At 32.2% G+C, this 23,321-nt stretch carries 23 protein-coding genes and 1 other RNA gene; 12 read left to right on the top strand and 12 right to left on the bottom strand.

Features of this window, described 5'->3' with window-relative positions; genetic code table 11:
- The first annotated feature begins 36 nt into the window (after positions 1 to 36).
- Complete coding sequence (locus tag ABD963_RS07190) at positions 37 to 756, top strand: YebC/PmpR family DNA-binding transcriptional regulator (RefSeq protein WP_345276280.1); 720 nt, start codon at positions 37 to 39, stop codon at positions 754 to 756.
- 75 nt (positions 757 to 831) lie between these two features.
- Positions 832 to 1,842, top strand: coding sequence for a DUF3500 domain-containing protein (locus ABD963_RS07195; RefSeq protein ID WP_345276281.1), 1,011 nt, complete (start codon positions 832 to 834; stop codon positions 1,840 to 1,842).
- 6 nt (positions 1,843 to 1,848) lie between these two features.
- Here ABD963_RS07195 and ABD963_RS07200 read toward each other — a convergent pair whose 3' ends face one another.
- Positions 1,849 to 2,580 (bottom strand): NYN domain-containing protein, encoded by a 732-nt coding sequence (locus tag ABD963_RS07200; protein ID WP_345276282.1) that lies wholly within the window; start codon positions 2,578 to 2,580, stop codon positions 1,849 to 1,851.
- 184 nt (positions 2,581 to 2,764) lie between these two features.
- Here ABD963_RS07200 and ABD963_RS07205 point away from each other — a divergent pair, with 184 nt between their 5' ends.
- Positions 2,765 to 5,332, top strand: coding sequence for a zinc-dependent metalloprotease (locus ABD963_RS07205; protein WP_345276283.1), 2,568 nt, complete (start codon positions 2,765 to 2,767; stop codon positions 5,330 to 5,332).
- A gap of 166 nt (positions 5,333 to 5,498) precedes the next feature.
- On the opposite strand, the gene ABD963_RS07210 is transcribed toward ABD963_RS07205, so the two are convergent.
- From ABD963_RS07210 to ABD963_RS07235, 6 genes are read right to left on the bottom strand one after another with little or no spacing between them, the layout of a single operon-like run.
- Complete coding sequence (locus tag ABD963_RS07210; RefSeq protein ID WP_345276284.1) at positions 5,499 to 6,047, bottom strand: 1-acyl-sn-glycerol-3-phosphate acyltransferase; 549 nt, start codon at positions 6,045 to 6,047, stop codon at positions 5,499 to 5,501.
- A gap of 1 nt (position 6,048) precedes the next feature.
- A complete protein-coding gene (locus tag ABD963_RS07215) occupies positions 6,049 to 7,131 on the bottom strand; it encodes an iron-containing alcohol dehydrogenase family protein (protein ID WP_345276285.1) in 1,083 nt (360 codons plus the stop codon).
- Positions 7,132 to 7,174: 43 nt separating this feature from the next.
- Complete coding sequence (locus ABD963_RS07220; RefSeq protein ID WP_345276286.1) at positions 7,175 to 7,876, bottom strand: HAD family hydrolase; 702 nt, start codon at positions 7,874 to 7,876, stop codon at positions 7,175 to 7,177.
- On the bottom strand, positions 7,867 to 8,595 hold the full coding sequence (kdsB, locus tag ABD963_RS07225) for a 3-deoxy-manno-octulosonate cytidylyltransferase (protein ID WP_345276287.1): 729 nt from the start codon (positions 8,593 to 8,595) through the stop codon (positions 7,867 to 7,869). Before kdsB ends, ABD963_RS07220 begins: the two co-directional genes overlap by 10 nt.
- A gap of 38 nt (positions 8,596 to 8,633) precedes the next feature.
- Positions 8,634 to 9,209, bottom strand: coding sequence for a DUF4126 domain-containing protein (locus ABD963_RS07230; protein ID WP_345276288.1), 576 nt, complete (start codon positions 9,207 to 9,209; stop codon positions 8,634 to 8,636).
- Between the two features lie 19 nt (positions 9,210 to 9,228).
- Positions 9,229 to 10,653 carry an ATP-dependent DNA helicase gene (locus ABD963_RS07235; protein ID WP_345276289.1) on the bottom strand — a complete coding sequence of 475 codons (1,425 nt, stop codon included), beginning with the start codon at positions 10,651 to 10,653 and terminating at the stop codon, positions 9,229 to 9,231.
- Positions 10,654 to 10,782: 129 nt separating this feature from the next.
- On the opposite strand from ABD963_RS07235, the gene ABD963_RS07240 reads away from it, so the two are divergent.
- The 5 genes from ABD963_RS07240 (at position 10,783) to ABD963_RS07260 (ending at position 14,720) form a co-directional block, all read left to right on the top strand.
- Complete coding sequence (locus ABD963_RS07240; protein ID WP_345276290.1) at positions 10,783 to 11,517, top strand: hypothetical protein; 735 nt, start codon at positions 10,783 to 10,785, stop codon at positions 11,515 to 11,517.
- Positions 11,501 to 12,322 (top strand): DUF3822 family protein, encoded by an 822-nt coding sequence (locus ABD963_RS07245; RefSeq protein WP_345276291.1) that lies wholly within the window; start codon positions 11,501 to 11,503, stop codon positions 12,320 to 12,322. The genes ABD963_RS07240 and ABD963_RS07245 overlap by 17 nt, the downstream gene beginning before the upstream one ends.
- A complete protein-coding gene (gene rsmD, locus ABD963_RS07250; RefSeq protein WP_345276292.1) occupies positions 12,322 to 12,861 on the top strand; it encodes a 16S rRNA (guanine(966)-N(2))-methyltransferase RsmD in 540 nt (179 codons plus the stop codon). The genes ABD963_RS07245 and rsmD overlap by 1 nt, the downstream gene beginning before the upstream one ends.
- 155 nt (positions 12,862 to 13,016) lie before the next feature.
- Positions 13,017 to 13,934, top strand: a complete 918-nt coding sequence (locus ABD963_RS07255; RefSeq protein ID WP_345276293.1) for an ester cyclase — start codon at positions 13,017 to 13,019, stop codon at positions 13,932 to 13,934.
- Between the two features lie 33 nt (positions 13,935 to 13,967).
- A complete protein-coding gene (locus ABD963_RS07260) occupies positions 13,968 to 14,720 on the top strand; it encodes a hypothetical protein (protein WP_345276294.1) in 753 nt (250 codons plus the stop codon).
- Between the two features lie 57 nt (positions 14,721 to 14,777).
- On the opposite strand, the gene rnpB is transcribed toward ABD963_RS07260, so the two are convergent.
- Positions 14,778 to 15,088: RNase P RNA component class A (gene rnpB / locus ABD963_RS07265), an RNA gene on the bottom strand.
- A gap of 101 nt (positions 15,089 to 15,189) precedes the next feature.
- Here rnpB and ABD963_RS07270 point away from each other — a divergent pair.
- Genes ABD963_RS07270 through ABD963_RS07280 form a run of 3 tightly spaced genes read left to right on the top strand, consistent with a single transcriptional unit; the run spans position 15,190 to position 18,089 of the window.
- The gene (locus ABD963_RS07270; RefSeq protein ID WP_345276295.1) at positions 15,190 to 16,929 is read left to right on the top strand and encodes a DNA polymerase III subunit gamma/tau; all 1,740 of its coding nucleotides are present in this window, start codon (positions 15,190 to 15,192) and stop codon (positions 16,927 to 16,929) included.
- Positions 16,922 to 17,497 carry a hypothetical protein gene (locus tag ABD963_RS07275; RefSeq protein ID WP_345276296.1) on the top strand — a complete coding sequence of 192 codons (576 nt, stop codon included), beginning with the start codon at positions 16,922 to 16,924 and terminating at the stop codon, positions 17,495 to 17,497. The genes ABD963_RS07270 and ABD963_RS07275 overlap by 8 nt, the downstream gene beginning before the upstream one ends.
- Positions 17,498 to 17,507: 10 nt before the next feature.
- On the top strand, positions 17,508 to 18,089 hold the full coding sequence (locus ABD963_RS07280) for a MiaE family protein (RefSeq protein WP_345276297.1): 582 nt from the start codon (positions 17,508 to 17,510) through the stop codon (positions 18,087 to 18,089).
- Here the strand turns inward: ABD963_RS07280 and ABD963_RS07285 are convergent.
- From ABD963_RS07285 to ABD963_RS07300, 4 genes are all read right to left on the bottom strand, one after another.
- On the bottom strand, positions 18,086 to 18,676 hold the full coding sequence (locus ABD963_RS07285) for a porin family protein (RefSeq protein ID WP_345276298.1): 591 nt from the start codon (positions 18,674 to 18,676) through the stop codon (positions 18,086 to 18,088). The two genes, ABD963_RS07280 and ABD963_RS07285, sit on opposite strands and share 4 nt — an antisense overlap.
- Positions 18,677 to 18,757: 81 nt before the next feature.
- Positions 18,758 to 19,663, bottom strand: coding sequence for a Ppx/GppA phosphatase family protein (locus ABD963_RS07290; protein WP_345276299.1), 906 nt, complete (start codon positions 19,661 to 19,663; stop codon positions 18,758 to 18,760).
- Between the two features lies 1 nt (position 19,664).
- On the bottom strand, positions 19,665 to 21,728 hold the full coding sequence (gene ppk1 / locus ABD963_RS07295; protein ID WP_345276300.1) for a polyphosphate kinase 1: 2,064 nt from the start codon (positions 21,726 to 21,728) through the stop codon (positions 19,665 to 19,667).
- A 106-nt stretch (positions 21,729 to 21,834) separates the two neighbouring features.
- On the bottom strand, positions 21,835 to 22,320 hold the full coding sequence (locus ABD963_RS07300) for a SixA phosphatase family protein (RefSeq protein ID WP_345276301.1): 486 nt from the start codon (positions 22,318 to 22,320) through the stop codon (positions 21,835 to 21,837).
- A 452-nt stretch (positions 22,321 to 22,772) separates the two neighbouring features.
- On the opposite strand from ABD963_RS07300, the gene ABD963_RS07305 reads away from it, so the two are divergent.
- A complete protein-coding gene (locus tag ABD963_RS07305) occupies positions 22,773 to 23,315 on the top strand; it encodes a hypothetical protein (protein ID WP_345276302.1) in 543 nt (180 codons plus the stop codon).
- Positions 23,316 to 23,321: the final 6 nt, after the last annotated feature.

The following is a 23,321-nucleotide window of genomic DNA, read 5'->3' on the forward strand; positions in this document are numbered from 1 at the left end:
AGGTTTTTAACTTTGTGCGATAAAAATTTTTAAACTATGGGAAGAGCTTTTGAGTTTAGAAAAGCAAGAAAAATGAAGCGTTGGTCTGCCATGAGTAAGGCCTTTACCCGTATTGGTAAAGACATTGTTATGGCTGTCAAGGAAGGTGGTCCAGACCCCGATAGTAACGCACGTTTAAGAGCAGTTATCCAGAATGCCAAGTCTGTTAACATGCCAAAAGACAATGTAGAGCGCGCTATAAAAAGAGCAAGTGATAAAAACCAAGGGGATTATAAGGAAGTCATTTTTGAAGGATATGCACCCCATGGTATCGCTATTTTAGTTGAAACGGCTACAGATAATAACACAAGAACAGTAGCTAATGTTCGTAGTTATTTCAATAAGTGCGATGGTAGCTTAGGAACTTCTGGTTCGGTGGTTTTTATGTTTGATCACACCTGTAATTTTAGAATAAATGCAGAAGGATTAGATCCCGAAGAAATAGAATTGGAATTTATTGATTATGGTGCCGAAGAAGTATTTGTTGATGAAGATGGCATATTAATTTATGCCCCTTTCGAAAGTTTTGGAGCTATTCAAGCTGCTTTAGAAGAAAAGGGTATTGAAATATTGTCCTCAGGTTTTGAACGTATACCTCAGGTAACCAAACAACTAACTCCAGAGCAAGTTGAAGATGTTGAAAAACTTTTAGAAAAACTAGAGGAAGATGATGATGTACAAAATGTATATCACACCATGGAGGAAACCACAGAATAATCAAAATATGTTTAATATTTATAAGAGGGCTAAGCCCTCTTTTTTTGTACTTTTATATTTGTTAAAAGCATAATTATGAAAAGATTATATGGAGTTATTCTATTTCTTTTATTTTTTATTTCATCATTAACCAATGCACAATCTAACATTGTTAATGATTTCATGGAAGCTTTAAATGTGGAGCAGCGTGAAAAAATAAATTTACCCTTTGACGATTTAAACAGAGAGACTTGGCATTTTTTACCTGCTGTATCTTTTGCAAGAGAAGGAATAGCACTTTTCGAATTGAATGAAGAACAACGACTATTAGCCTTTAAATTTCTTAAAAATTATTTAAGTGAAACAGGATATATTAAAGCCAAATCCATAATTAGCTTAGAAAATGTGCTTGCTGAAATAAGTGGAGATCCTGTTTACAGAGATCCCTTAAAATATTATATCACTATTTATGGGAATCCAAATAAAGACAACATTTGGGGCTGGTCTTTTGAGGGGCATCATATATCCTTGAATTTTACAATTTCAAAAGACAAAACATCCTTTTCTCCAAGATTTTTAGGCTCAAATCCAGCCACAGTGAAAAAAGGAAAACGTAAAGGTGAACGCGTTTTAAACAAAGAAGAAGATTTAGCTTTTGAATTGATATATTCGATGAATGATCAACAATTAAAGCAAACCGTTTTTCAAACAATGCCATTTAAGCAAATTGAAACTGTTAATAAATCAAAAGTAGAGCCTTTAAGCCCATTAGGAATAAAGGCTAAATTATTAGATAAAAACCAGCAAAGTATTTTGGTAAAATTAATAGAAGAATACCTAGCCACTATACCTGAAAACTTAGCAAAAGAACGAATGAGAGCTATAAAAATAGTCGATTTTGATGATATTCACTTTGGTTGGGCTGGATCTACTAATATATCAAAAGGTCATTACTATAGGATTCAGGGTGATACTTTTTTAATAGAATTTGATAATACACAAAATAATGCCAATCATGTGCACACGGTTTGGAGAGATTTTAAAGGAGATTTTGGTAGAGACCTTATCAAAGAACACTATGAAAACTCCGAACATCATAAAAATTAAAATTCATCACTTATTCTTCACATAAATAAGCTTAAATCGAGCATTGGGTTGGTCGCGCTGTTCTAATAAAAACTGAGGAAGCGATTTAAAGAGAGGGGTTAACTTTTGAAAACCAAAATTTCGCGAATCAAAATTAGGTTGCTTTTTTAAAATCAAAGACCCTACATCACCTAAAAAGGCCCAACCATCATCATCAGCGGCATCATCAACTGAATTTTGCAAAAGTTTAATAACTTGTGGTGTGATGTTGTATAGATTTTCCTTTTTTGGTTTTGTGCCTTTTTCATCTTTTTCACTATCATCTGACTCCAAAATTTCCAGATAGATGAATTTATCACAAGCTACTATAAATGGATTTGGTGTTTTTTTCTCTCCCATGCCATATACCACCATGCCAGCTTCACGCAAACGGGTCGCTAATTTTGTAAAATCACTGTCCGAGGATACCAAACAAAAACCATTTACTTTTTCAGAATATAAAATATCCATGGCATCTATAATCATGGCAGAGTCCGTGGCGTTTTTTCCAGTAGTATATCCGTATTGTTGTATGGGTGTAATAGCGTTTTCCAGCAGGATATGCTTCCATTTCGATAAGTGAGGTTTCGTCCAATCACCATAAATTCTCTTAATAGTAGGGGTACCGTATTTTGTAATTTCTTCCATCATTTCAGAGATGTACTTAGATGGAATATTATCACCGTCAATAAGTACGGCAATTTTTGTGTCTTTTATCATATGGTATAAAGATAAAGAATTATCTCTAGAAAGAATGAAATACTAACAAATCTCCAATTATATTTTAACTTTTTATTGGGATAATCATGGCCTGAGTAATTTTTATTTTTGCACGGGAAAAATTTAAATTAATTAGGTTTTAAGAATTAATTATCAAAAAATCATGACATTAAAAAAAAGAACTATGAAATTTGCTGCGTTATTGCTGGCCTCGATTGTTTTATTAACAACTTCCAATTTAGAGGCTCAGAACAGAAAAAAGAAAAAAAAGAAAGATGAGACTGAGGTAGCGGCAACGCCTCCTGAGAAAAAATCCAAAGAAAAAACGATTGAAGATTTGACCAAATCGAGTAAAAAAATGGAAGGTTTATTTACGATTTATCAAGACACCATTACAGGATCTTTACAAATGCTTATTAGCAAAGACATGTTTGGTAAAGAATTTATTTATTTCAATCAAATTTCTAATGGCGTAGTTGACGCAGGAAGGAACAGAGGTTCTTATCGAGACACTAAAGTTTTCACAGTTGAAAAATATTTTAACAGAATTGAGTTTATCAGCCAAAATACGTCATTTTATTTCGATCCTGAAAATGCTATTTCAAAAGCAAAAGAAGCTAATATTAGTAATGGTAATATGGCTAGTATTCAAATAGAGGCTTTTGATAATGAAAAAGGCCTTTATCTCATAAAAGCCGATGAATTATTTTTAAAAGAAACCTTAACACAAATCAAACCAGCTTCTGCTCCTGGCTCATCTCCTACGTCATTTAGGCTCGGTAATTTAGATAAGGATAAGACAAAAATTATTGCGATAAAAAATTACCAAGAAAATACGAATCTTGAAGTAGAATATGTTTATTCATCGCCTTCTGTTTTAAATAATGGTTCAGAAGCGGTAACAGATGGCAGAAACGTAAGTATTAAAGTGTTTCAGAGTTTAATAGCGATGCCTGAAAACAATTACGAGCCTAGATTCGATGATCCTAGGGTTGGTTACTTTATAAACGAAGTAAACGACCAAACAGCTATAAGTGCCGCGCCTTATCGCGATGTAATAAATAGATGGCACCTAAAAAAGAAAAATCCAGAGTTAGAAATTTCTGAACCTGTAGAGCCCATTACTTGGTGGATGGAAAATACTACACCCATTGAATGGCGAGAAACCATAAAGGAAGCCGTTTTAAAATGGAATGCTGCATTTGAAAAAGCCGGTTTTAAAAACGCTATCGTTGTAAAACAACAACCAGATGATGCCGATTGGGATGCTGGCGATATAAGATACAATGTGTTACGTTGGACTGCCTCTCCCCGGCCCCCATTTGGCGGTTATGGACCATGTTTAAATAACCCGAGAACAGGAGAAATTATTGGTGCAGATATTATGTTGGAGTACAATATAATAAGTGGAAGTGATGCCAATTCAAGGTTGTTCGAATCTTATACAGATTCAAATGAATTTGAAACACTAGACGATGATTTGTCTAGAGAAGGATGTGTACTTCAACAGGGGCTTGTTGAGAATTTGAATTTTGCCAAATCTGTAGCCATAATTAGTTCAGATTCCGAAGAAGCGTTGAAACGAATTCAAAAAGAGGCTGTTATGGCTGTTGTAATGCATGAAATTGGCCATACCTTAGGTTTAAACCACAATATGAAAGCGAGCCAATTATTTACTCCGGAACAATTAGCTGATGCAGATTTTATAGAAGGTAAATGCTTGACAGCTTCTATAATGGATTATGCTGTAATAAACGTCACTAAAGATAGAAGCAAACAAGGTCAGTATGACGATGTAAATATAGGTCCATACGACATTTGGGCAATTCAATTAGGTTACAAACCATTTGAAACAGAGGAAGAAAGACAAGCTTTATTGAACGAATCAACGAAACCAGAGCACATTTTTGGAAATGATGCAGATGATATGCGCTCTTCTCGAACAGGTATAGATCCAAGAGTGATGATTTTTGACCAATCTAGTGATCCTATAACTTATTTTATAGATCGTATTGAATTGGCCGATAACATGCTGAAAAATGCCAAGGATAAATTCACTAAAGATGGTGAAACTTACCAAGAATTAAGACGCGTATATTACTCTTTAATTGGAGAAAAAGCCAATGCTGGAAATGTGTTTTCTCGATATATTGGCGGTGTTTATGTTGATAGAGCCATGGTTGGTCAAGAGGGAGCTACTAAACCTTACACCCCTGTTAGCTTAAAAGATCAAAAGCGAGCTATGGAGGCTATATCTAAATATATTTTTGCTCCCAACGCTTTTGATGTACCTAACACTTTATATAATTATTTAGCCAGACAACGAAGAGGGTTTGATTATACCCAAGAGGATCCTAAAATTCACAGTCAAGTTTTAGGTTATCAAAAACGTGTCTTAAATCATTTATTATATCCTAATACATTACAACGTATTACAGATTCTGAGCTATATGGTAATGAATATACTTTATCGCGTTTTATGACCGATTTAAATGATGCCATTTTTAGAGCTGATATTTATGGAAGCGTCAATTCTTTTAGACAAAACCTTCAATTGGAATACACCAATATGCTGATAGATATGTTAACTGGCCAACAGGGTGATAGATATACGAACAATGCTAAATCCATGGCATTGTTCAACTTAAAGGCTATTAGAAATATGTCAGCGCCATCAGGAAATCTGGCTTCTAAAGCCCATAAAGAGCATTTAAGAACGCGCATTGATAATGCCCTTAAAGAGATTAAATAAAATTAATTGATAAACCAAAATAAAAAGCTACTTCATAATGGAGTAGCTTTTGTTTTTAATATAGCCGATGTTTCTTTTTAAGAACAATGAATTGTTTACTTTATGTTTCATGTGCTATTCTTGATATACGACAATTTTCATGCCATGGTTTTGTATGAAGTACGTTTCATGAATATTCAGGAATTTTACCTTTCACACCCTTAAAAAAGCCATACATATATTTAAAGTCTGCTTCAACGTCATCTGTAGGATAAAAAGGTTCTGATATTTTATTTTGCTTATTTTGAAAATCGAGTGTGAACATGATAATAGGCACATTAGCTTGTTTGGCTATATAGTAAAATCCAGTACGCCATTCACTAACTTTTTTTCGAGTTCCCTCAGGCGCTAAGGTCATTCTAAACTCTTTTCTGTTATTAAATAATTCAGCAATTGCTTGTACCTTATTTTGATTTGTTTGCCTATTTATGGGAGCACCTCCTAAAGCTCTGAAAAACCATCCAATAGGAAACACAAACAATTCTTTTTTACCAACAAAATTAGTTTTTACTTTCACTATAGCTCGCAATAAAACACCAATATAAAAGTCATGCCAACTTGTGTGTGGTACCGCTATAATAACAGCTTTTTTAATAGTATCTTTAGAAAAATTAGTATTACCTACGATTTGCCAACCCAAGATTTTAAAATAAATAAATTTAGCTAACCACCTCATATTACATTTTTAAATAGAGTGCTTTTAATTTTTCAGGTGTCATTATTTTTTTCCAATTTTTTCCTAATGCATTTTCCCAAAGAGGTTCTAAGCCCAAGGCTATATGTAACATGGTATTAAGTTCCCTATCGCTTAAATCTGAACATATACCTTCTGGTAATGCTATGCAGTGCTTTTCTTTCATTTGCTTAAAAAGCTTAACGCCGTCGGGATAAAATTCTTCCAAATGGTTGAAAACAATACAATTTCCAATACCATGTTTTGTTCCCAGTACGTATGACAAACCATAACTCATAGCATGTGCTATACCAACTTGTGAATACACTATACTCATTCCGCCGTGCCAAGAGGCCATCATAAGTTTTTCCTGGGCTTCTTCCATACTAAGATGGTCTTCTAAAAAAACCTGCTTACACAAATCTAAGGCCATATTTCCATAGGATTCGCTAAAAGTATTTAAATAAGTACCTGTTAAAGATTCGATACAGTGTATAAAACAATCCATACCTGTATAAAACCACTGATTTTTGGGAACGTCTTTTGTCAGCTCAGAGTCTAATATCACTTGGTCAAAAGGTGTGTAATCTGAATTAATTCCAAGTTTTTTGCTTGGACCTGTCAATACTGTGGTCCTAGAAACTTCGGCTCCAGTGCCTGATATGGTAGGTATGCCAACGTGAAAAATAGCGGGGTTTTTTACTAAATCCCAACCTTGATAATCTTTAGCTTCTCCATCATTTGTTATCATAATAGATACCGCTTTGGCCAAATCTAACAAGGTTCCTCCTCCTATTCCAATAATTCCTGATGGCCGCTCTTTTGACGTAAGTATTATCTCTTCAGCCAATTCATCAACTTGCTCAGTTTTAGGTTCTTCCTTTGAGGATATAAAAATAATTCTATCATCATACGATAATTGTATTCTTGATGTTAACCAAGAATTATTTTTAAACACATCATCTATCAAAAAAATAAAAGGTGCTTTTGAGTTTAAGCGTTTTGGGGCTAAAACATCATTTATTTGATTAAAACTACCTCTGCCAAAAATAACTCTTGACACCATTGGAAAGTTCTTATAACTCATGTAATATTTTTTCTTTTACAATGTTTAAAAATAACATTATTTATTATAACAGATTTAAAATATCTGTTAAGCTATTCATCGTTTTATATTTTTTACCATTAGTTTCTTTAGCACTAACCTGCTCATGGGCCCATGTGGTGTGAAAAGGAATATGAATAGCATTTGCTTTAATATTAACCAAGGGTAAGATATCTGATTTCAATGAATTACCTATCATTAAAAACTCAGAAGGTTTAATATCCAAATGGTTTAATAGCTTTGAATAATTAGCCTCTTTTTTATCGCTTAAAACCTCAATATGATGAAAGTAGCCTGTTAAACCAGATTTCTCCAATTTCCTTTCTTGATCGAGTAAATCCCCTTTTGTAGCCAGTATTAAACGGTATTTTTTTGATAATTTATCCAAAACCTCCTCTACACCATCCAATAATTCAACGGGTTTATCTAACATGTTTTTTCCAATATTTACAATGGCCTCTATTGTTTTAGCAGACACATTAAAATTGGAAATTTCCAATGCTGATTCAACCATAGATAACGTAAAGGCTTTTACACCATATCCATACAACTCCAAATTCTCAATTTCTTTTTTAAATAACTCTTGATCTATCTTATTGAGGGTTTCATAATCTGATAACAACTTGCCAAATTCAACTTCAGCATCTCTAAAGTAGGTTTCGTTAACCCAAAGCGTATCATCGGCATCAAAACCAATTACTTTTATGTTTTTATAATTCACTTCCATAATTTTTTGGCACGTTCCAAATCTTCTGGTGTATCAATCTCTACGCCTTGTACATTAGTTTCAACCATTTTTATGCGTTTTCCATACTCTAAATATCTTAGTTGTTCTAGTTTTTCTGAGGCTTCTAATGATAACATAGGCCATCTGTAAAAATCCAAAATAGCTTGTTTTCTAAAGGCATAAACGCCTTTATGCTTAAAATATTTAACAGCAACACTTTTATCTCTAGGATAAGGAATAACGCTGCGTGAAAAATATAAAGCAAAGTTGTTATGGTCTATAACCACCTTTACAGAATTGGGGTTATTAATTTCTGTTTCTTCATTTATATGAACCATTAAGGAGGCCAAATCTACCTCCTTTTTAGTATCATTTTTAAAAACTTCAATGAGTTTTGTTAACGATTCCTTGTCTGTAAATGGTTCGTCACCTTGAACATTAATAACCACATCAATGTCTAAGTCTTCAACAGCTTCAGCAATTCTATCGCTACCACATTCGTGTTCTTTTTTGCTCATTATAGCTTTCCCTCCATTATTAATGATTTCGTCGAAAATGATTGGACTATCAGTTACTACAAAAACATCATCAAATAAATGGGTTGCAATAGTGGCCTCATAAGTTCTCAGGATAACTGTTTTTCCGGCAAGATCTTGCATAAGTTTTCCAGGAAAACGAGACGCATTATATCGAGCAGGAATCATTGAAATTATTTTCATGAATTAAGCTTAAAAGTTATTCAAAAATAACATAAATATCAGACCTTTTTAGTTTTGGTAGGTTTAAACTTTTTATAAAGTCTAAAAATAAATAATAACATAATAGTTACTAAAATAATGGCGATGATGGGAATAAAAATTGAAATAAGGGACATAACAATGGCAATGATTGTCTCTAAGGTTGAAACTATAGGATTAGCTAAACCACCCGTAGAAACCGTTGATGCTAATCTTGTTGTGCTTGAAGTGCCTGCTATGGCTGCCGCAGTTCCTCCACCGGCAATTATAGCCAAAGACCATGTAATTGCAGGGCTCAAATCTGAAACAGTTGATAGCATTACAGCAGTTCCTGCCATTGTGGCCAATGGAACAGCTATACTGTCCAATAAATTGTCTATATAGGGTATAAAATAAGCGAAAATCTCCACTAAAGTGGCTACTCCCAACGTAATTAATGCTGTTTGACTACCTATCCATTGCCAAGATTCATTGAGTTGCCAAACATCAAAATAAGACGCTAAACTCAATGCAAATAATGGTAAAAATACTCGAAAACCAGCAGATGCTGCTAATCCAACACCCAAACAAATACTAATAATAGTTTCTAGAGTCATGTTTAAATATAATCAAAAACTAATCTTCAAAAAAATCGTCCTTAAAGCCTATTAAATATAGTTTTTCTTTAGCTCTGGTAACTGCAGTGTATAGCCAACGTAAATACTCCTTATCAATGCCATTTGGTAAATAAGGCTGCTCTACAAAAACGGTTTGCCACTGTCCACCCTGCGATTTGTGACATGTTATGGCATAGGAAAATTTAACCTGTAGGGCATTAAAGTGTTTGCTGCCCTTTACCTTTAAAAACTTACGATAATTACTAGTTTCATTTTCAAAATCCTTCATAACTTCCTGATATAATCTATTGGAATCTTCATAAGATAAGGATGGAGATTCTGCTTCAATAGTATCCAATAAAAGTACCGTTTCAAAAGGTCGCATTCGAGGGTAATCTACCATTCTTACCTTTACTTCCGCAAAACGAAAACCATAAAGTTCGGTGATATTGAAAATTTCAAGAACTTCTATAATATCACCATTAGCTATGAAACCTGCTTCGGTGGTTGGTTTTATCCAAAAATAATTATTCTTAACCACCATTAAATAATCGCCTGTAGTTAGTTCATTTTCATTAAAAAGAATACGATTTCGTATTTGCTGGTTATATAAGTTAGCTCGTTTATTACTTCTAACAATAATGGCGGTTTCTTCCTTTCCCAAACTACTGTAAGCATCGTTAATGGCATCCATGATTTCATGGCCATCTACCAATCTCACTATATCTGTAAAATTGTTTAAATCAAATTTAAAGGAGTCATTTACCACGGTTGATAAAGCTTCACGCAAAACTGTGGCATTTACCAAAATACCAGAATTTTGTTCTTGCCTTACCACTTCATCCAACTCCATTTTGGTTACTTGTTTATTGTAATTTAAACTAAGATTGTCCTCATTTAAAGCTGGACTTAAATCGAGTTTTACAGGTGGCAACTGAGCCGTATCACCAATGAGTAATAATTTACATTGATGACCTGAATATACATACTGCATTAAATCATCTAATAAGGAGCCATTTTCAAAAAGTTTCGATTCACCTGGAGTATCTGGTATCATTGAGGCTTCATCCACTATGAAAATGGTGTTTTTATGTTTATTGGGCTGCAAAACAAATTTTACACCACCATTTTTTTCTTTCTTCGGAAAATAAATTTTTTTGTGAATAGTAAAGGCTTCTTTTCCTGAATAATTTGAAATTACCTTAGCCGCTCTGCCAGTTGGTGCCATTAAAATGGCACTTTTTTTCGCTTTCCATAAATTAGTAACAATAGTGCCAACTATGGTTGTTTTTCCTGTACCAGCATACCCTTTTAATAAATAAAGAGCGTTAGAGTCTTTACTGAAAATAAATTCAGAAAGTTGTTGAAGTACCACGTTTTGTTTTAGTGTAGGTTGAAATGGAAATTGTTGCTTTATAAGGGAATAAAATTCGGATGCAGTCATTTAAAGAGAAGCCTTTTTATAAATTATTCAAAGATAGAAATGATTTTTACTCTCTTAGGTTTTTACGATTAAAAAAAAATTGTAGATTTGCTAAATACCAAATAATAACTTTTTAATTAAAAACATACTATGTTAACATTTATTCTTATTGCAGTTGCAGTGATATTAGTTACAATTGGCTTAGTAAAGTTAGTTGACAAATTTATTCCTTCTAAGTTTAAACCCATTTTAAACATAGTACTTTGGCTTTTAATTGCATTTTTAGGTTACCAAACTTATCTATCTATATATGAGCCTATACAATTTAACAAAGTAAAAAATAAACGTTACGCCACGGTTATTGAAAGCTTAAAAGATATTAGAGATGCCGAATTAGCTCATAGACAAGTTACGGGTAAGTTTACTGATAATTTTGATAACCTAATAAAATTTGTTGATACGGCAAAGTTTACCATTACGCAACGGCGTGACTCCACTATTTTAGATGAAGTTTTGACAAAGCAGTTTGGAGTGGATATGTTTAAAGAAATTGTTGTAATTGATACATTAGGTTATGTTCCTGTTAAGGATTCATTATTTAAAACGTCTACACGCTATAAAACCATGATGAATATTCCAGGCACTGAAGGTGAGAAATTTAAATTACAAGCTGGATTTATAGAGCAAAACGATATAAAAATACCTGTTTTTGAATCGTATGTTTTAAAAAACACCATTTTAGCTGATCAAAATAGAGATCTTCTAATACAAGAAAATCAAGTAGTATCAGTTGATGGTGTAAATGGAGATAGATTAAAAGTAGGGTCAATGGAGGAAGTAAACACCAACGGAAACTGGCCTAAAACCTATGGTTCAGCAGAATAAAAATTCTAACAAACTAATTAAACTAAAACTGTCCATTCAAATAAGTTTGAGTGGACTTTCTTTTTGTATCCTAAACTCAGAGAAAAATTATATAACTTTTATTAAAGAAATTGATTTCGACAAAAAGTTAAACCCATTAGAGTTATTAGATGCTTTAAAAAAGCAATTTGAAAATGAACCTGTTTTAACTGAAGGATTTTATGATGTTTGTGTTATTCATGACAATGATTTATCAGCATTAGTCCCTAAACCACTATTTAATGAAGATTATTTGGCCGATTATTTAAAGTTCAGTTCCAAAATTCTTAAAAGTGATTTTATTACTTATGACGAACTTTTTATTAATGAAAGCGTGAATGTTTATATTCCCTACATAAACATCAATAATTATATTTATGATATATTCGGTGAGTTTACCTATAAACACATATCGACCATTTTGATAAGCAATGTTTTGCAAATTGAAAAAAATGCCAAAGCACAAAAAGTTTATGTGAATGTTAGTAGAGATCATTTTGAAATCATAGTTATTGAAAATGCTAAATTGATGCTTTACAATACTTTTAAGCACCAAACAAAAGAAGATTTCATATATTTTATACTATTTACTGCCGAACAATTAAATCTTAATCCAGAAACGTTAGAGTTGGTATTTATTGGAGATATTACAAAAGATAATGATTTATACAAAATAGCATATAAATACATTAGAAAAATAAGTTTTGGTAAAAGGTTTGATAATTACAAGTATGAAATTCAACCAAAATCAGAACACTCCAATTTTGTATTAATAAAAAGTTTTTAATGCGCATCATATCAGGATTATATAAAAGCCGAAAAATTATAGCACCAAAAAATTTACCGGTTCGTCCTACCACAGATATGGCAAAAGAATCCTTGTTCAACATCATCAATAACTTATACTATTTTGATGACATTTCAGTATTGGATTTATTTGCGGGAACTGGTAATATCAGTTATGAATTCGCATCTAGAGGCACTAATAATATTACGTGTGTTGACCAAGATTTTGGATGTATAAAATTCATCAACCAAACCGCTGAAGCATTTTATATGCCTATACAAACTATCAAAATTGATGTTTTCAAGTTTTTAGAGAAATCTACTTTACAGGTCAATATTATTTTTGCAGATCCTCCTTATAATTTTTCGGACGTACAGTTCGCGAAAATTCCAGAATTAATATTTCAAAATAACCTGTTACTAGAAGATGGCATTTTAATTGTTGAGCACTCAAAACACACAGACTTATCTTCATTAATTAATTTCAGTTATTCCAAAAGTTATGGTGGTAGTGTTTTCAGTTTTTTTGAAATAGTATAAATATGTTTTTATAATTCGCTTTTTTTCAGTAAATTAGACTTCTCCTTAAGAGTCCCTGACTCTATTCATATTTAATTTACGACATTCAAAATTTAACTATTTTGGTATGTTAAGTTATGGTTTATTATTAATATTAATCAACTAAAACCATAACAATGAAAAAAATTTTTCTATTAGGATTAAGCGCTATTTTATTTTTTAACTGTGAAAAACCGAAAGAGCGTTATTTTGTTGAATCTCCGGAAATAACCGACTTTAAGTCTAATATTTCAGAATATTCAAATGGCGACTGGGAAAGTTGGCGTGCACATTTCTCCGATACTGCGAAATTGTATGTGAATTCATTAAAAAGCATCTCAGTTTCTGATCTTGAAAATAATCAAAAAGAAATGCTATCAAACTTTTCGTCTTATGGATTTCAAGAAAAAGGATCTTTTGTGGAAATGGTATTAGATAATCAAGATAAAACTTGGGTAAATTATTGGGCTAATTGGCATGGAACACTAAAAGCTAATGGCAAAGAAATAGATGTCCCTGTTCACATAACTGCACAATATGTGGATGGAAAAATTGCTGAGATTTATGACTACTTTGATACGTCTCCTATTAGCACAGCATTAAATGAAATTGAGGATTATAATGCTATGTCTATGGATGAAAAAACTTTGACAAATACCATAAATACTATGGTGGCTGTTTGGAATAAAAATGATCAAGATGCTATGAAATCTATCACGGTTCCAAATTTAATAAGAAATTCAAACGGTACACGTGAGGTAAACAACCAAGAAGAATATGGAGCCATGATGAGTAATTTCTTTACAGGTTTTCCAGATTTTAAGGTTATTCTTGAAAATTCAGAAATAAAAGATAACAAAGCTATAATAACTTGGCGATGTGTTGGAACCAATACTGGTGAATTTTTAGGAAATGCACCTACCAATAAAAAAGTTAATGTATTAGGTATGAGTGTCTGGACATTTAATGCCGAGGGTAAAGCCACCCAAGAAGATGCTTTTTTCGATAATCAAATCATGTTTAATCAACTTGGAATTACGCCACCGAAAGCTTAAGTATTTAAAATTAATAAACCAAAAATTTAAATTATGACAAACATTAAAAGAAATATATCATTTTTATGCATCGCATTTTTGTTAGTTAACTTATCACTAGCCCAGAAAATGTATCAAATACATCAGGATAATGTAAATCCATCGAAATTGATGCAATATGAAAGCACTGCCAAGAAATTCTTAGAAGCTTGTAAAGAACATAAAGTTCAAACGTCTTGGGCAGCAGCAACAACGAACGATATGAAATATTTGTACATAACCCCGATGGAAAATTTTGCGGAATTAGATAAAAGTCCTTTTGCGGATATGTCTAAAGCTATGGGAGAAGACTTTGGGAAAATGTTTGAAGATTTTGACAAATGCTACGATTCCCATAGTGATTATATTATTGCCTTGGATGAAACTCTTACTTATATGCCGGATGGTATTAGTATGACGCAGGAAGGGCAAAACTATCGCAAATGGTTTTATATGTATTATAAACCCGAAAATGGTGGTAAATTAAGAGAAGGTATGAAAGCTGTAAAAGATCTTTTTACAAGCAAAAACTCTCCAGAACATTATCGAGTTTATAGCAGTGCCTTTGGTTGTCCTGAAAGTTTTTATTTAGTAGCTATTTCGTATAAAGATGAAATTGACGCCGCTACCAAAAGTAAAGCTAATGAAAAACTCCTTGGGACTTATGAGGAAAGATGGGAGGTATTTAGTAAAGTGATGAACAATATTGATCGAATGGAAGAATACACAGGAGAAATGCGTCCAGATCTGGCTTATTCACCCAATTAAATATTATCTAATCTATAAAAAGTAAACCCTTCTTACAAACTGAGAAGGGTTTATTTATATGCAAGCAAATCTATAAGCCGAATTCTGTACTCAAAAAAGAGTCCCTATCATTTATCTGAGTGCATTGTTACCAATACACTTTAGCTGCCTACCCTCCAACAATCGAGCGTGCAGCCCTCAAACGTTGGTATACATGACATTGCACCACATAGAGTTTACCTGATTTCACTACAGCTTGACCTGTACATTCTTTCTGTTGCACTTTTCCTAACCTCACGACTGGTGGCTATTAACCACTATGTTGCACTATGGTGTTCGGACTTTCCTCTACTTTAAAAATTTAAAATAGCGATAAGGCGATTTACTTGTGGCAAAAGTACGTAAATTGTTAATAACTCGTTTTAATTTTCAATGTCTTAACACTTAATTTTAAACTGAATTTTTAACTTTGTTATTCAAGAAAATTTCAATGGAGCACTTTGTAGTATCAGCCAGAAAATACAGGCCACAAACATTTAAAGATGTTGTCGGGCAGCAGGCTATTACTAACACCTTATTAAATGCCATTGAAAATAATCATTTAGCACAAGCACTATTATTTACGGGGCCAAGAGGTGTTGGGAAAACAACCTGCGCTAGAATATTAGCAAAAATGATTAATAGTGAAGGAGATATTTCTGAAGAAGAGGACTTTGCATTCAATATTTTTGAATTGGATGCGGCTTCTAATAACTCCGTAGATGATATTAGAAGTTTAACCGATCAGGTTAGAATACCTCCGCAAGTAGGAAAGTACAAAGTGTACATTATAGATGAGGTTCATATGCTATCACAAGCCGCTTTCAACGCTTTTCTAAAAACTTTAGAAGAGCCACCAAAGCATTGTATATTTATATTGGCAACTACTGAAAAACATAAAATTATTCCGACTATTTTATCACGTTGCCAAATATTCGATTTTAAACGTATTACGGTAAAAGACGCCAAGGATTATTTGAAATATATTGCTGAGGAACAAGGTATACAAGCTGAAGACGATGCGCTTCACATTATTGCTCAAAAAGCCGATGGTGCTATGCGAGATGCTCTTTCTATATTTGATAGGGTAGTTAGTTTTTCAGGTAAAAATTTAACAAGACAGGCTGTAACCGAAAATCTTAATGTTTTAGATTATGAAACCTATTTTGAAAGTACGGACTTAATTTTAGAAAACAAGATACCAGAATTATTACTTCAATTTAATAACACCCTTTCTAAAGGCTTTGATGGTCACCACTACATTGCCGGTTTAGCTTCGCATTTTAGGGATTTATTGGTAAGTAAAACCCCTGAAACTATTGAACTTTTGGAAGTTGGTGAAGACACCAAAAGGAAATATTTAGAGCAGTCTAAAAAAGCTTCTCAAGAGTTTTTAATGCAGGGCATTAATTTAGCCAACGATTGTGACCTTAAATACAAAACCAGTAAAAATCAGCGCTTATTGGTTGAATTATGTTTAATGCAGCTCGCCTCTATCACATTTGATGGAGAAAAAAAAAATAGCAAAAACTTTATAATACCAGCATCGTATTTTATAAATAAGGGCATTACTCCTATTCCGGTCAACCTCCCAAAAATAAACGAAGAAACTAATCATACTCCATTAGAAGAAGAGAAGAAAGAGTTAGTTGAAGAACATTCAAATACAAACATTACAGATGTAAAGGCTTTTCAAGTAAAAGAATTGCCTAAAATAGTCTTAAAACAAGATAAAAGACCATCTGGACTATCATTAAGTAGCATCAAGGCTAAGAAAGAGCATCAAATTAAGCAGTTGGATGTCGTAATGAATGAAGACGATTTACCAAAAGAGCCTTTTACTGAAACTGAACTTATTGAGGCTTGGAAGCAATATACCGAAGAATTAAGAGATAGCGGCAAGCACAATTTAGCTTCCATTTTAGCCATGGATAGTCCGAAAGTTCAGGGTACAACAATCAACTTAGAATTTCCCAATGAAACTAATAAGGTTGAATTGGAGAAAAATCAGTATGATATTCTTATGTATTTAAGAAAAAAACTCAATAACTATGATATCAACTTTAGTATCACTGTAAATGAGGAATTGGAAAAGCAATATGTCTATACAACTCATGAAAAGTTTGAAAAACTAAAAGAGAAAAACCCAAATATTGATATTTTAAGAAAAACTTTCGATTTAGATGTTTAAACTTTTATATAACAGTAAGTTAATTTTATTATTACTAGCTATAAGCATTTTTGGCTGCCATAATAATAAAACAAAACAGGACACTTTAAATGAGTCCATATCCAAATTTGTAAACTCTTTAAAACCTGTTGAAATAGTTGAATTCATCCCTAAAGAATATACTCAAGTTATTTCTGATACTATTCTGAGTAATGGTTTTAGGGTTAAGATCAAATCATATACCAATATGGAGAAATCCGTTCACAAAACCATCATAAATGATAACTATATCAATCAAAATAACAACTACAGAGATTGGATTTCCGAAGTTAAAATTGAAAAAGATGGCAAACTCATATGGAGTGAAACCATAAATGACGATTTTTTTCTTAAAAATGAGATACAAAAAGAACTTTTCCTTTCAAAAGCTATAAATATCAATGTTCGAGTGGATGAAGAAAATAGTATTAAAAAAGATTCCATTACTTTAATAGCTGGTTATTTCGATCCTTTTGAAAATCATGCAGTCTTATTCAATCTTGAAATTGATGTTATGGGGAATCATAATTTAAAGAAATCACGGGTTTAAAATATTTGCTATGCTAGGACTAAAACTGCCAACAGATCCTCGTTGGGTAAACATTGTAGAAAAAAATATCGAAGACATATTGACAGACCATGCCTTTTGTGAACAAAAGGCGGCAAGTACAGCTATCTCATTAATTGTAAGTTTTCCTGAATATACCGAATTAGTTCAAGAAATGACCGCTTTGGTTAAAGAAGAAATTAGCCATTTTAAAATGGTTCATGATAAAATCATAGAGCGTGGTTGGACTTTGGGACGTGATAGACGTGATGATTATGTCATTGAGCTTTTAAAATTCTTCCCAAAAGGAGGCAGCAGAACTACGCAATTAGTGCACAGATTGCTATATGCTGCATTAATTGAAGCTAGAAGTTGTGAGCGCTTTAGATTATTATCTGAAGAATTACAAGATAAGGAATTAGCAAAATTCTATAGAAATTTAATGGTAAGTGAAGCTAACCATTATACTATGTTTTTGGGATTCGCCAGAAAATATGGAGAAAAAAAAGAAGTCGATGCCAAATGGCAAGAACTTCTAGTATATGAAAGTGAAATTATGAGTAATTTAGGCAAAAAGGAAACTATACACGGTTAAAACTTATAACCAATTCCTAATTGTATGTTGGTGTTTCTGGCAGTTATTCCTAATTTGTCATCAAAAATATTTCTAATTCCATACGTATACCTGGCATCTACAAAAATAGCATAATTTATTTTGTATTCTACACCAGCTAAAGCTGAATAGGCCATATTTGCTATACCATCTTCATATTTGTGTACCTTGAGTCCTACTTGTGGACCTAAACCAGCATGGAATTTTTCACTCAATCTAAATCTTAAAAAAATAGGCATTTGTATGTAATCTAGGTGTAAGTTTTCATCATTTGCACCCTCGGCAGAGAATTGTAATTCAGGGACTACTGATATCGTTTTAGATAAACCAATATTAGCGAAAACACCAAAATAAAAACTGTTTCTATGCTTGTTTGGAAAAGAAGGTGTGTTTTCAAAATCCAAATTAGAGATGTTATAACCACCTCTTACTCCATATTTTACACCTTGAAAAGTAGAATTATTTTGATTGATGGCGTTCAGATTAGGAATACTATCTGATTCTTTATCTTGCGAAAATCCATGAATAGATAGAACAAATAGTATTGCTAGTAGTAATATTCTTTTCATAAGTAATGGGTTTGGGATATCACTGCGAATATATATTATAAATTTAAAAAGGTGCAATTATAAAAGGTAAAGTGCAAAATTTTACTGTGTATTGCTTGAAACCGTATCATAATAGATGCTTTTAATGATGCCATCCGCAAGTCCGATTTTAGGGACATAAATGTTTTTAGCTCCACTCCACTTCATGGCAGACAGGTAAATACGCATGGCTGGAATAATAACGTCTGCCCTATCTTGGTTTAAATCTAGCTCGGTAATACGTTCCTCATAAGAATAGGTTTGTAACATATTGTAATAAGAAGTCATATAAAAGTATGAAAGTGGCTTTCCCATAGCCTTACCAGATATTTTGAATATCTTGTTGATGTTTCCTCCAGATCCTAAAACATCTATTTTTTCAAAATCTTTAACATGATCTCCGATCCATTTTTCGAGTTCTTGCCATGTTTCTTTTAAAACTATATCGTTTAACAACCTTACTGTTCCAATTTTAAATGATTTTGATGCCACTTGGTTTCCTTGATCTATAATGGTGAATTCGGTACTACCACCACCAACATCAACATATAAATAAGTTTTTGTATTGTCTATAAACTTATCCAAATCGGTAGCCGCAATTATGGCCGCTTCTTCTTCACCCTCTATCACATCTATACTAATGCCAGAGTTTTTAAGGACCAAATCCACGACTTGTTTTCCGTTTTCCGATTCACGCATAGCAGATGTGGCGCAGGCTTTATATTTAACCACCTTATGGGATTTCATAAGTAATTTAAAAGCCAACATTGTATCAATAATACGCTGAGCATTTTCTTTGGATATCCTATTTTTAACAAAAACATCTGCTCCCAAACGAATGGGGACACGTACCAATGAGTTTTTTTTGAATTGAACAGGTTTCCCTTTTTGTTCAATTATATTTGAAATAAGTAATCTTACGGCATTTGAACCTATATCGATGGCTGCATATTTCTTTATTGAAAGCATACTAGTTTTCAAGTTTTTTTTGATAATAGTTATAGATTACAAATTGAGACCTTACTTTTTCATCCTTATTTATTCGATATTCATTTTCCTGATTATCATTTATCAAACGTGCTTTAACGTTATCACTCCAGCTGATGTTAAAGGTATCAATAATTTCTTTTTTTATCTCCTCGTCGTATATAGGACAGCTTACTTCTACCCTGTTTTCGATATTTCTAGTCATCCAATCTGCCGATGAAATATATAGTTTGGTATCGCTTCCGTTACCAAAAATATAAATTCTGGAATGTTCTAAAAACTTATCAATAATACTTATGACCTCAATGTTTTCACTCATACCTTTTACGCCCGGTATCAAACAACAAATGCCTCTAACTATCATTTGAATTTTAACTCCTGCTCTACTGGCTTCATAGAGTTTATCTACCATTACATAACTTGAGATACTATTCATTTTTAACCTAATAAGGCCTTCTTTTCCATTTTTTACATTTTCAATTTCATTATCTATAAACTTAAAAATTGCCTTTTGCGTATAATGTGGCGATACTATTAAATGTTTGTATCGGTATATTTTATAATTTGCTTCAAAAAAACTGAAGATTTTAACCAAGTCCTTTAATATTTTTTGATTGGACGTGAAAAGAGTAAAATCAGTATAAATTTTTGCAGTAGATTCGTTAAAATTACCAGTACTGATAAACCCATAACGTTTTAGTTTCTTACCTTCTTCACGCTCAATAACACACATTTTGCTATGAACTTTTAGTCCTGCCACCCCAAAAATTAAATTGATACCTTCATCTTCCATTTGCTGAGCATAGTTAATGTTGGCTTCTTCATCAAATCTAGCTCTTAGCTCAATAGAAACCGTAACGGATTTTCCATTAATGGCGGCGTTTATCAAAGAGCTTGCAATATGTGATATTTCAGCAAGCCGATAAATGGTTATTCGAATGGTTTTTACATTGGGGTCTAAAGCTGCTTCTCGTAAAAATTTAACTATGTAGGAAAACGTTTGATAAGGTGCATGGAGAAGATAATCTTTTTTTGCTATAGCTTGGAAAATACTATTTTGAAGACTTAAACCTTTTATTGGTAAAGGCTCTATTTTGTCATATAAAAGATCGGTTCTTCCTAGGCTTGGAAAACCCATGTAATCCCGTCTGTTGTGATAACGTCCACCTGGAATGATACTATCAGTGTTATTAATACGCATCTTAGACATCAGATATTGTAACGTTTCCTTATGAATGGTTTTATCGTAAACGAACCGAACTGGCTCACTTACTTGCCTGTGTTTAACACTATCGGAAATTTTTTCGATAAAACTCTTACTTAAATCACTCTCAAAATCCAATTCACCATCTCTGGTGATTTTTATCATATGAGCAGAAATGTTTTTATAATCGAAAATATTGAAAATATCGCTTAAACAATGGCGAAGTAAATCATCAATCATAATGATAAAGCTCTTATCACCTTGCTTTGGTAACTCGATAAATCTATCGACAGATTTAGGGATTTCTATGAGTGCAAATTGTTTTCTATCTCCAGACATCAACATTCTAACGGCTAAATAAGCTGCACTATCTTTAAGATTGGGTAATACAACGGAGTCGTTAAGTATAATAGTAACCAAAGCCGGACTCACAATTCTTAAAAAATAATTTTTAATGAAATCATGCTGAACATCATCAATTTGAGTTTCATCAATGATGTAAATATTTTCGTCCTCTAATCTTTTATGAATAGCGTCAAGAATATCTAAACTTTCACTTTGCTGTTTGATAACAATTTGGGTAATAATTTCAAGAAGTTCCTTAGCCCTAATACCTCCCAATTCGCTCTTTCCTGTTTTTCCAGCTTCTACGATTCGCTTTACCGTAGCATATCGAACTTTAAAAAACTCATCTAAATTATTAGAAAAAATACCTAAAAATCGAAGTCTCTCTATTAATGGCACGGATTCATCCGAAGCCTCTTGTAATACTCTTGCATTAAATTGCAACCAACTAATTTCCCTATTTACATAACTATTGCCGTTAGTTTCTGTTTTTATCATTTAATATTCTTAAAATGTAATTACTAAACAAATATATTCTATTTAGGCTTAAATATCGACTAGAATTTGATAAGTAATTATGAAATTTAATGATTCCATATAGATGCTATTTCAAATTTCTGGGAAATGTTGTTTTTAAAGTTTTTCCTTTTTTTAAATCTTTCCAACTACTTATATCAAATTCGATAATAACAACACCACAGGTGGGTACGTTGTCTATAAAAATATCACCATAACTATTAACAAAAGCTGTGATGGCATGATTATGACCAAACAGCATCAGATTATTGACTTTACTATCACAGTTTTTAACAACTCTAATGAAGTCGTTACCTGAAAAATCATACAAGTCATGGTTTAGATGAAAAATATGCTCCTTTATATTTAAGTTTTTTAAAAATATTTTAGCAGTTGTTAAAGCCCTATTCGCATCGCTAGATAAAACCAAATCTAAAGCTATATCATCGCCTTTCAAAACTTTTGAAATTAAGTTAGCATCATCCAACCCTCGTTTGTTAAGAGGTCTTTCATGGTCAGAAACATTGTGTTCCCATGAAGATTTTGCGTGTCTGACAATTACAATTTTTTTCATAAAATTCGATAAAATGTAATTTTTATCGATAAAAAGTTGTTTTTGTCGATAAAATGTAATTTATTTGTTAGTTAAAATTAGTGAAAAATAGTGATTGAGTAATTAAAAAATATAATGAACATGAAATTTAGGGGTGAAATTATATAGAAACTGATGTCGCCAAAAAACAATATTATAACGATAAAAAACAAAATGAAAGCCTTTAATCGAATTTATAAGTGCTTTACCATTTATTTTTGAAGTACAAGGGGAGTATTGTTTATTTTGTTTTACCTACTTAAAATTAAAAATTATGACCCCAAATCTAATTGCAAATATTAATAGAGTGTTAGCTCTTTATAATTACTCCCTCAAGGTTTTTCCCTCAAAAGCTTTATTTTTTTTAACGTTTTAAATGAATTTTTCTGGCTGTTAAAGGTCATAAGTGTCTATTTATATTAATTCTAAAAATTATGAAACCAATTTTTATATTATTTATTGTCATTTTATCTACTTCATCTTTTAATGAAAAATTAAACAGTGCTGTCAACCAAGTAGATTGTAGTGCCACACTTTCAGTCGAAAAAGATCGACATGTGAAGTCCATATATGGTTCTGAAGGGGTTACTTTTATTTTAGAATTAGTTAATGAATCTTCAAATAATACTACATATTCTATTAGTACAAGAAAAGTGAAAGGAGATTGTGGCAATATGAATTACAATCCATCTAAAACCTTAAATAATTCAAATGTTGATTTAAATATATCTATTGACACAGATAATTTTATTGAAAATTCAAATAAAACAGGAGTCTCCAATAAAAAGGATTCTAAAAAAGAAATAGAACTTCAAGCTGGTGAGTCTAGAAAATTTGAAGTAAAAATATATGCCCCAAAAAATACACCTCATTTTTCCTGGGGATGCATTGATATAATTGCTGAATCTAAAGATTGTAAAGCAAGCTCGGTGAAAACAACTTTAAGTGTTTATGTACCAGATCCAAGTGAAAAATAATTAAAA

Source organism: Litoribaculum gwangyangense (assembly GCF_039543505.1).
Taxonomy (GTDB): domain Bacteria; phylum Bacteroidota; class Bacteroidia; order Flavobacteriales; family Flavobacteriaceae; genus Litoribaculum; species Litoribaculum gwangyangense.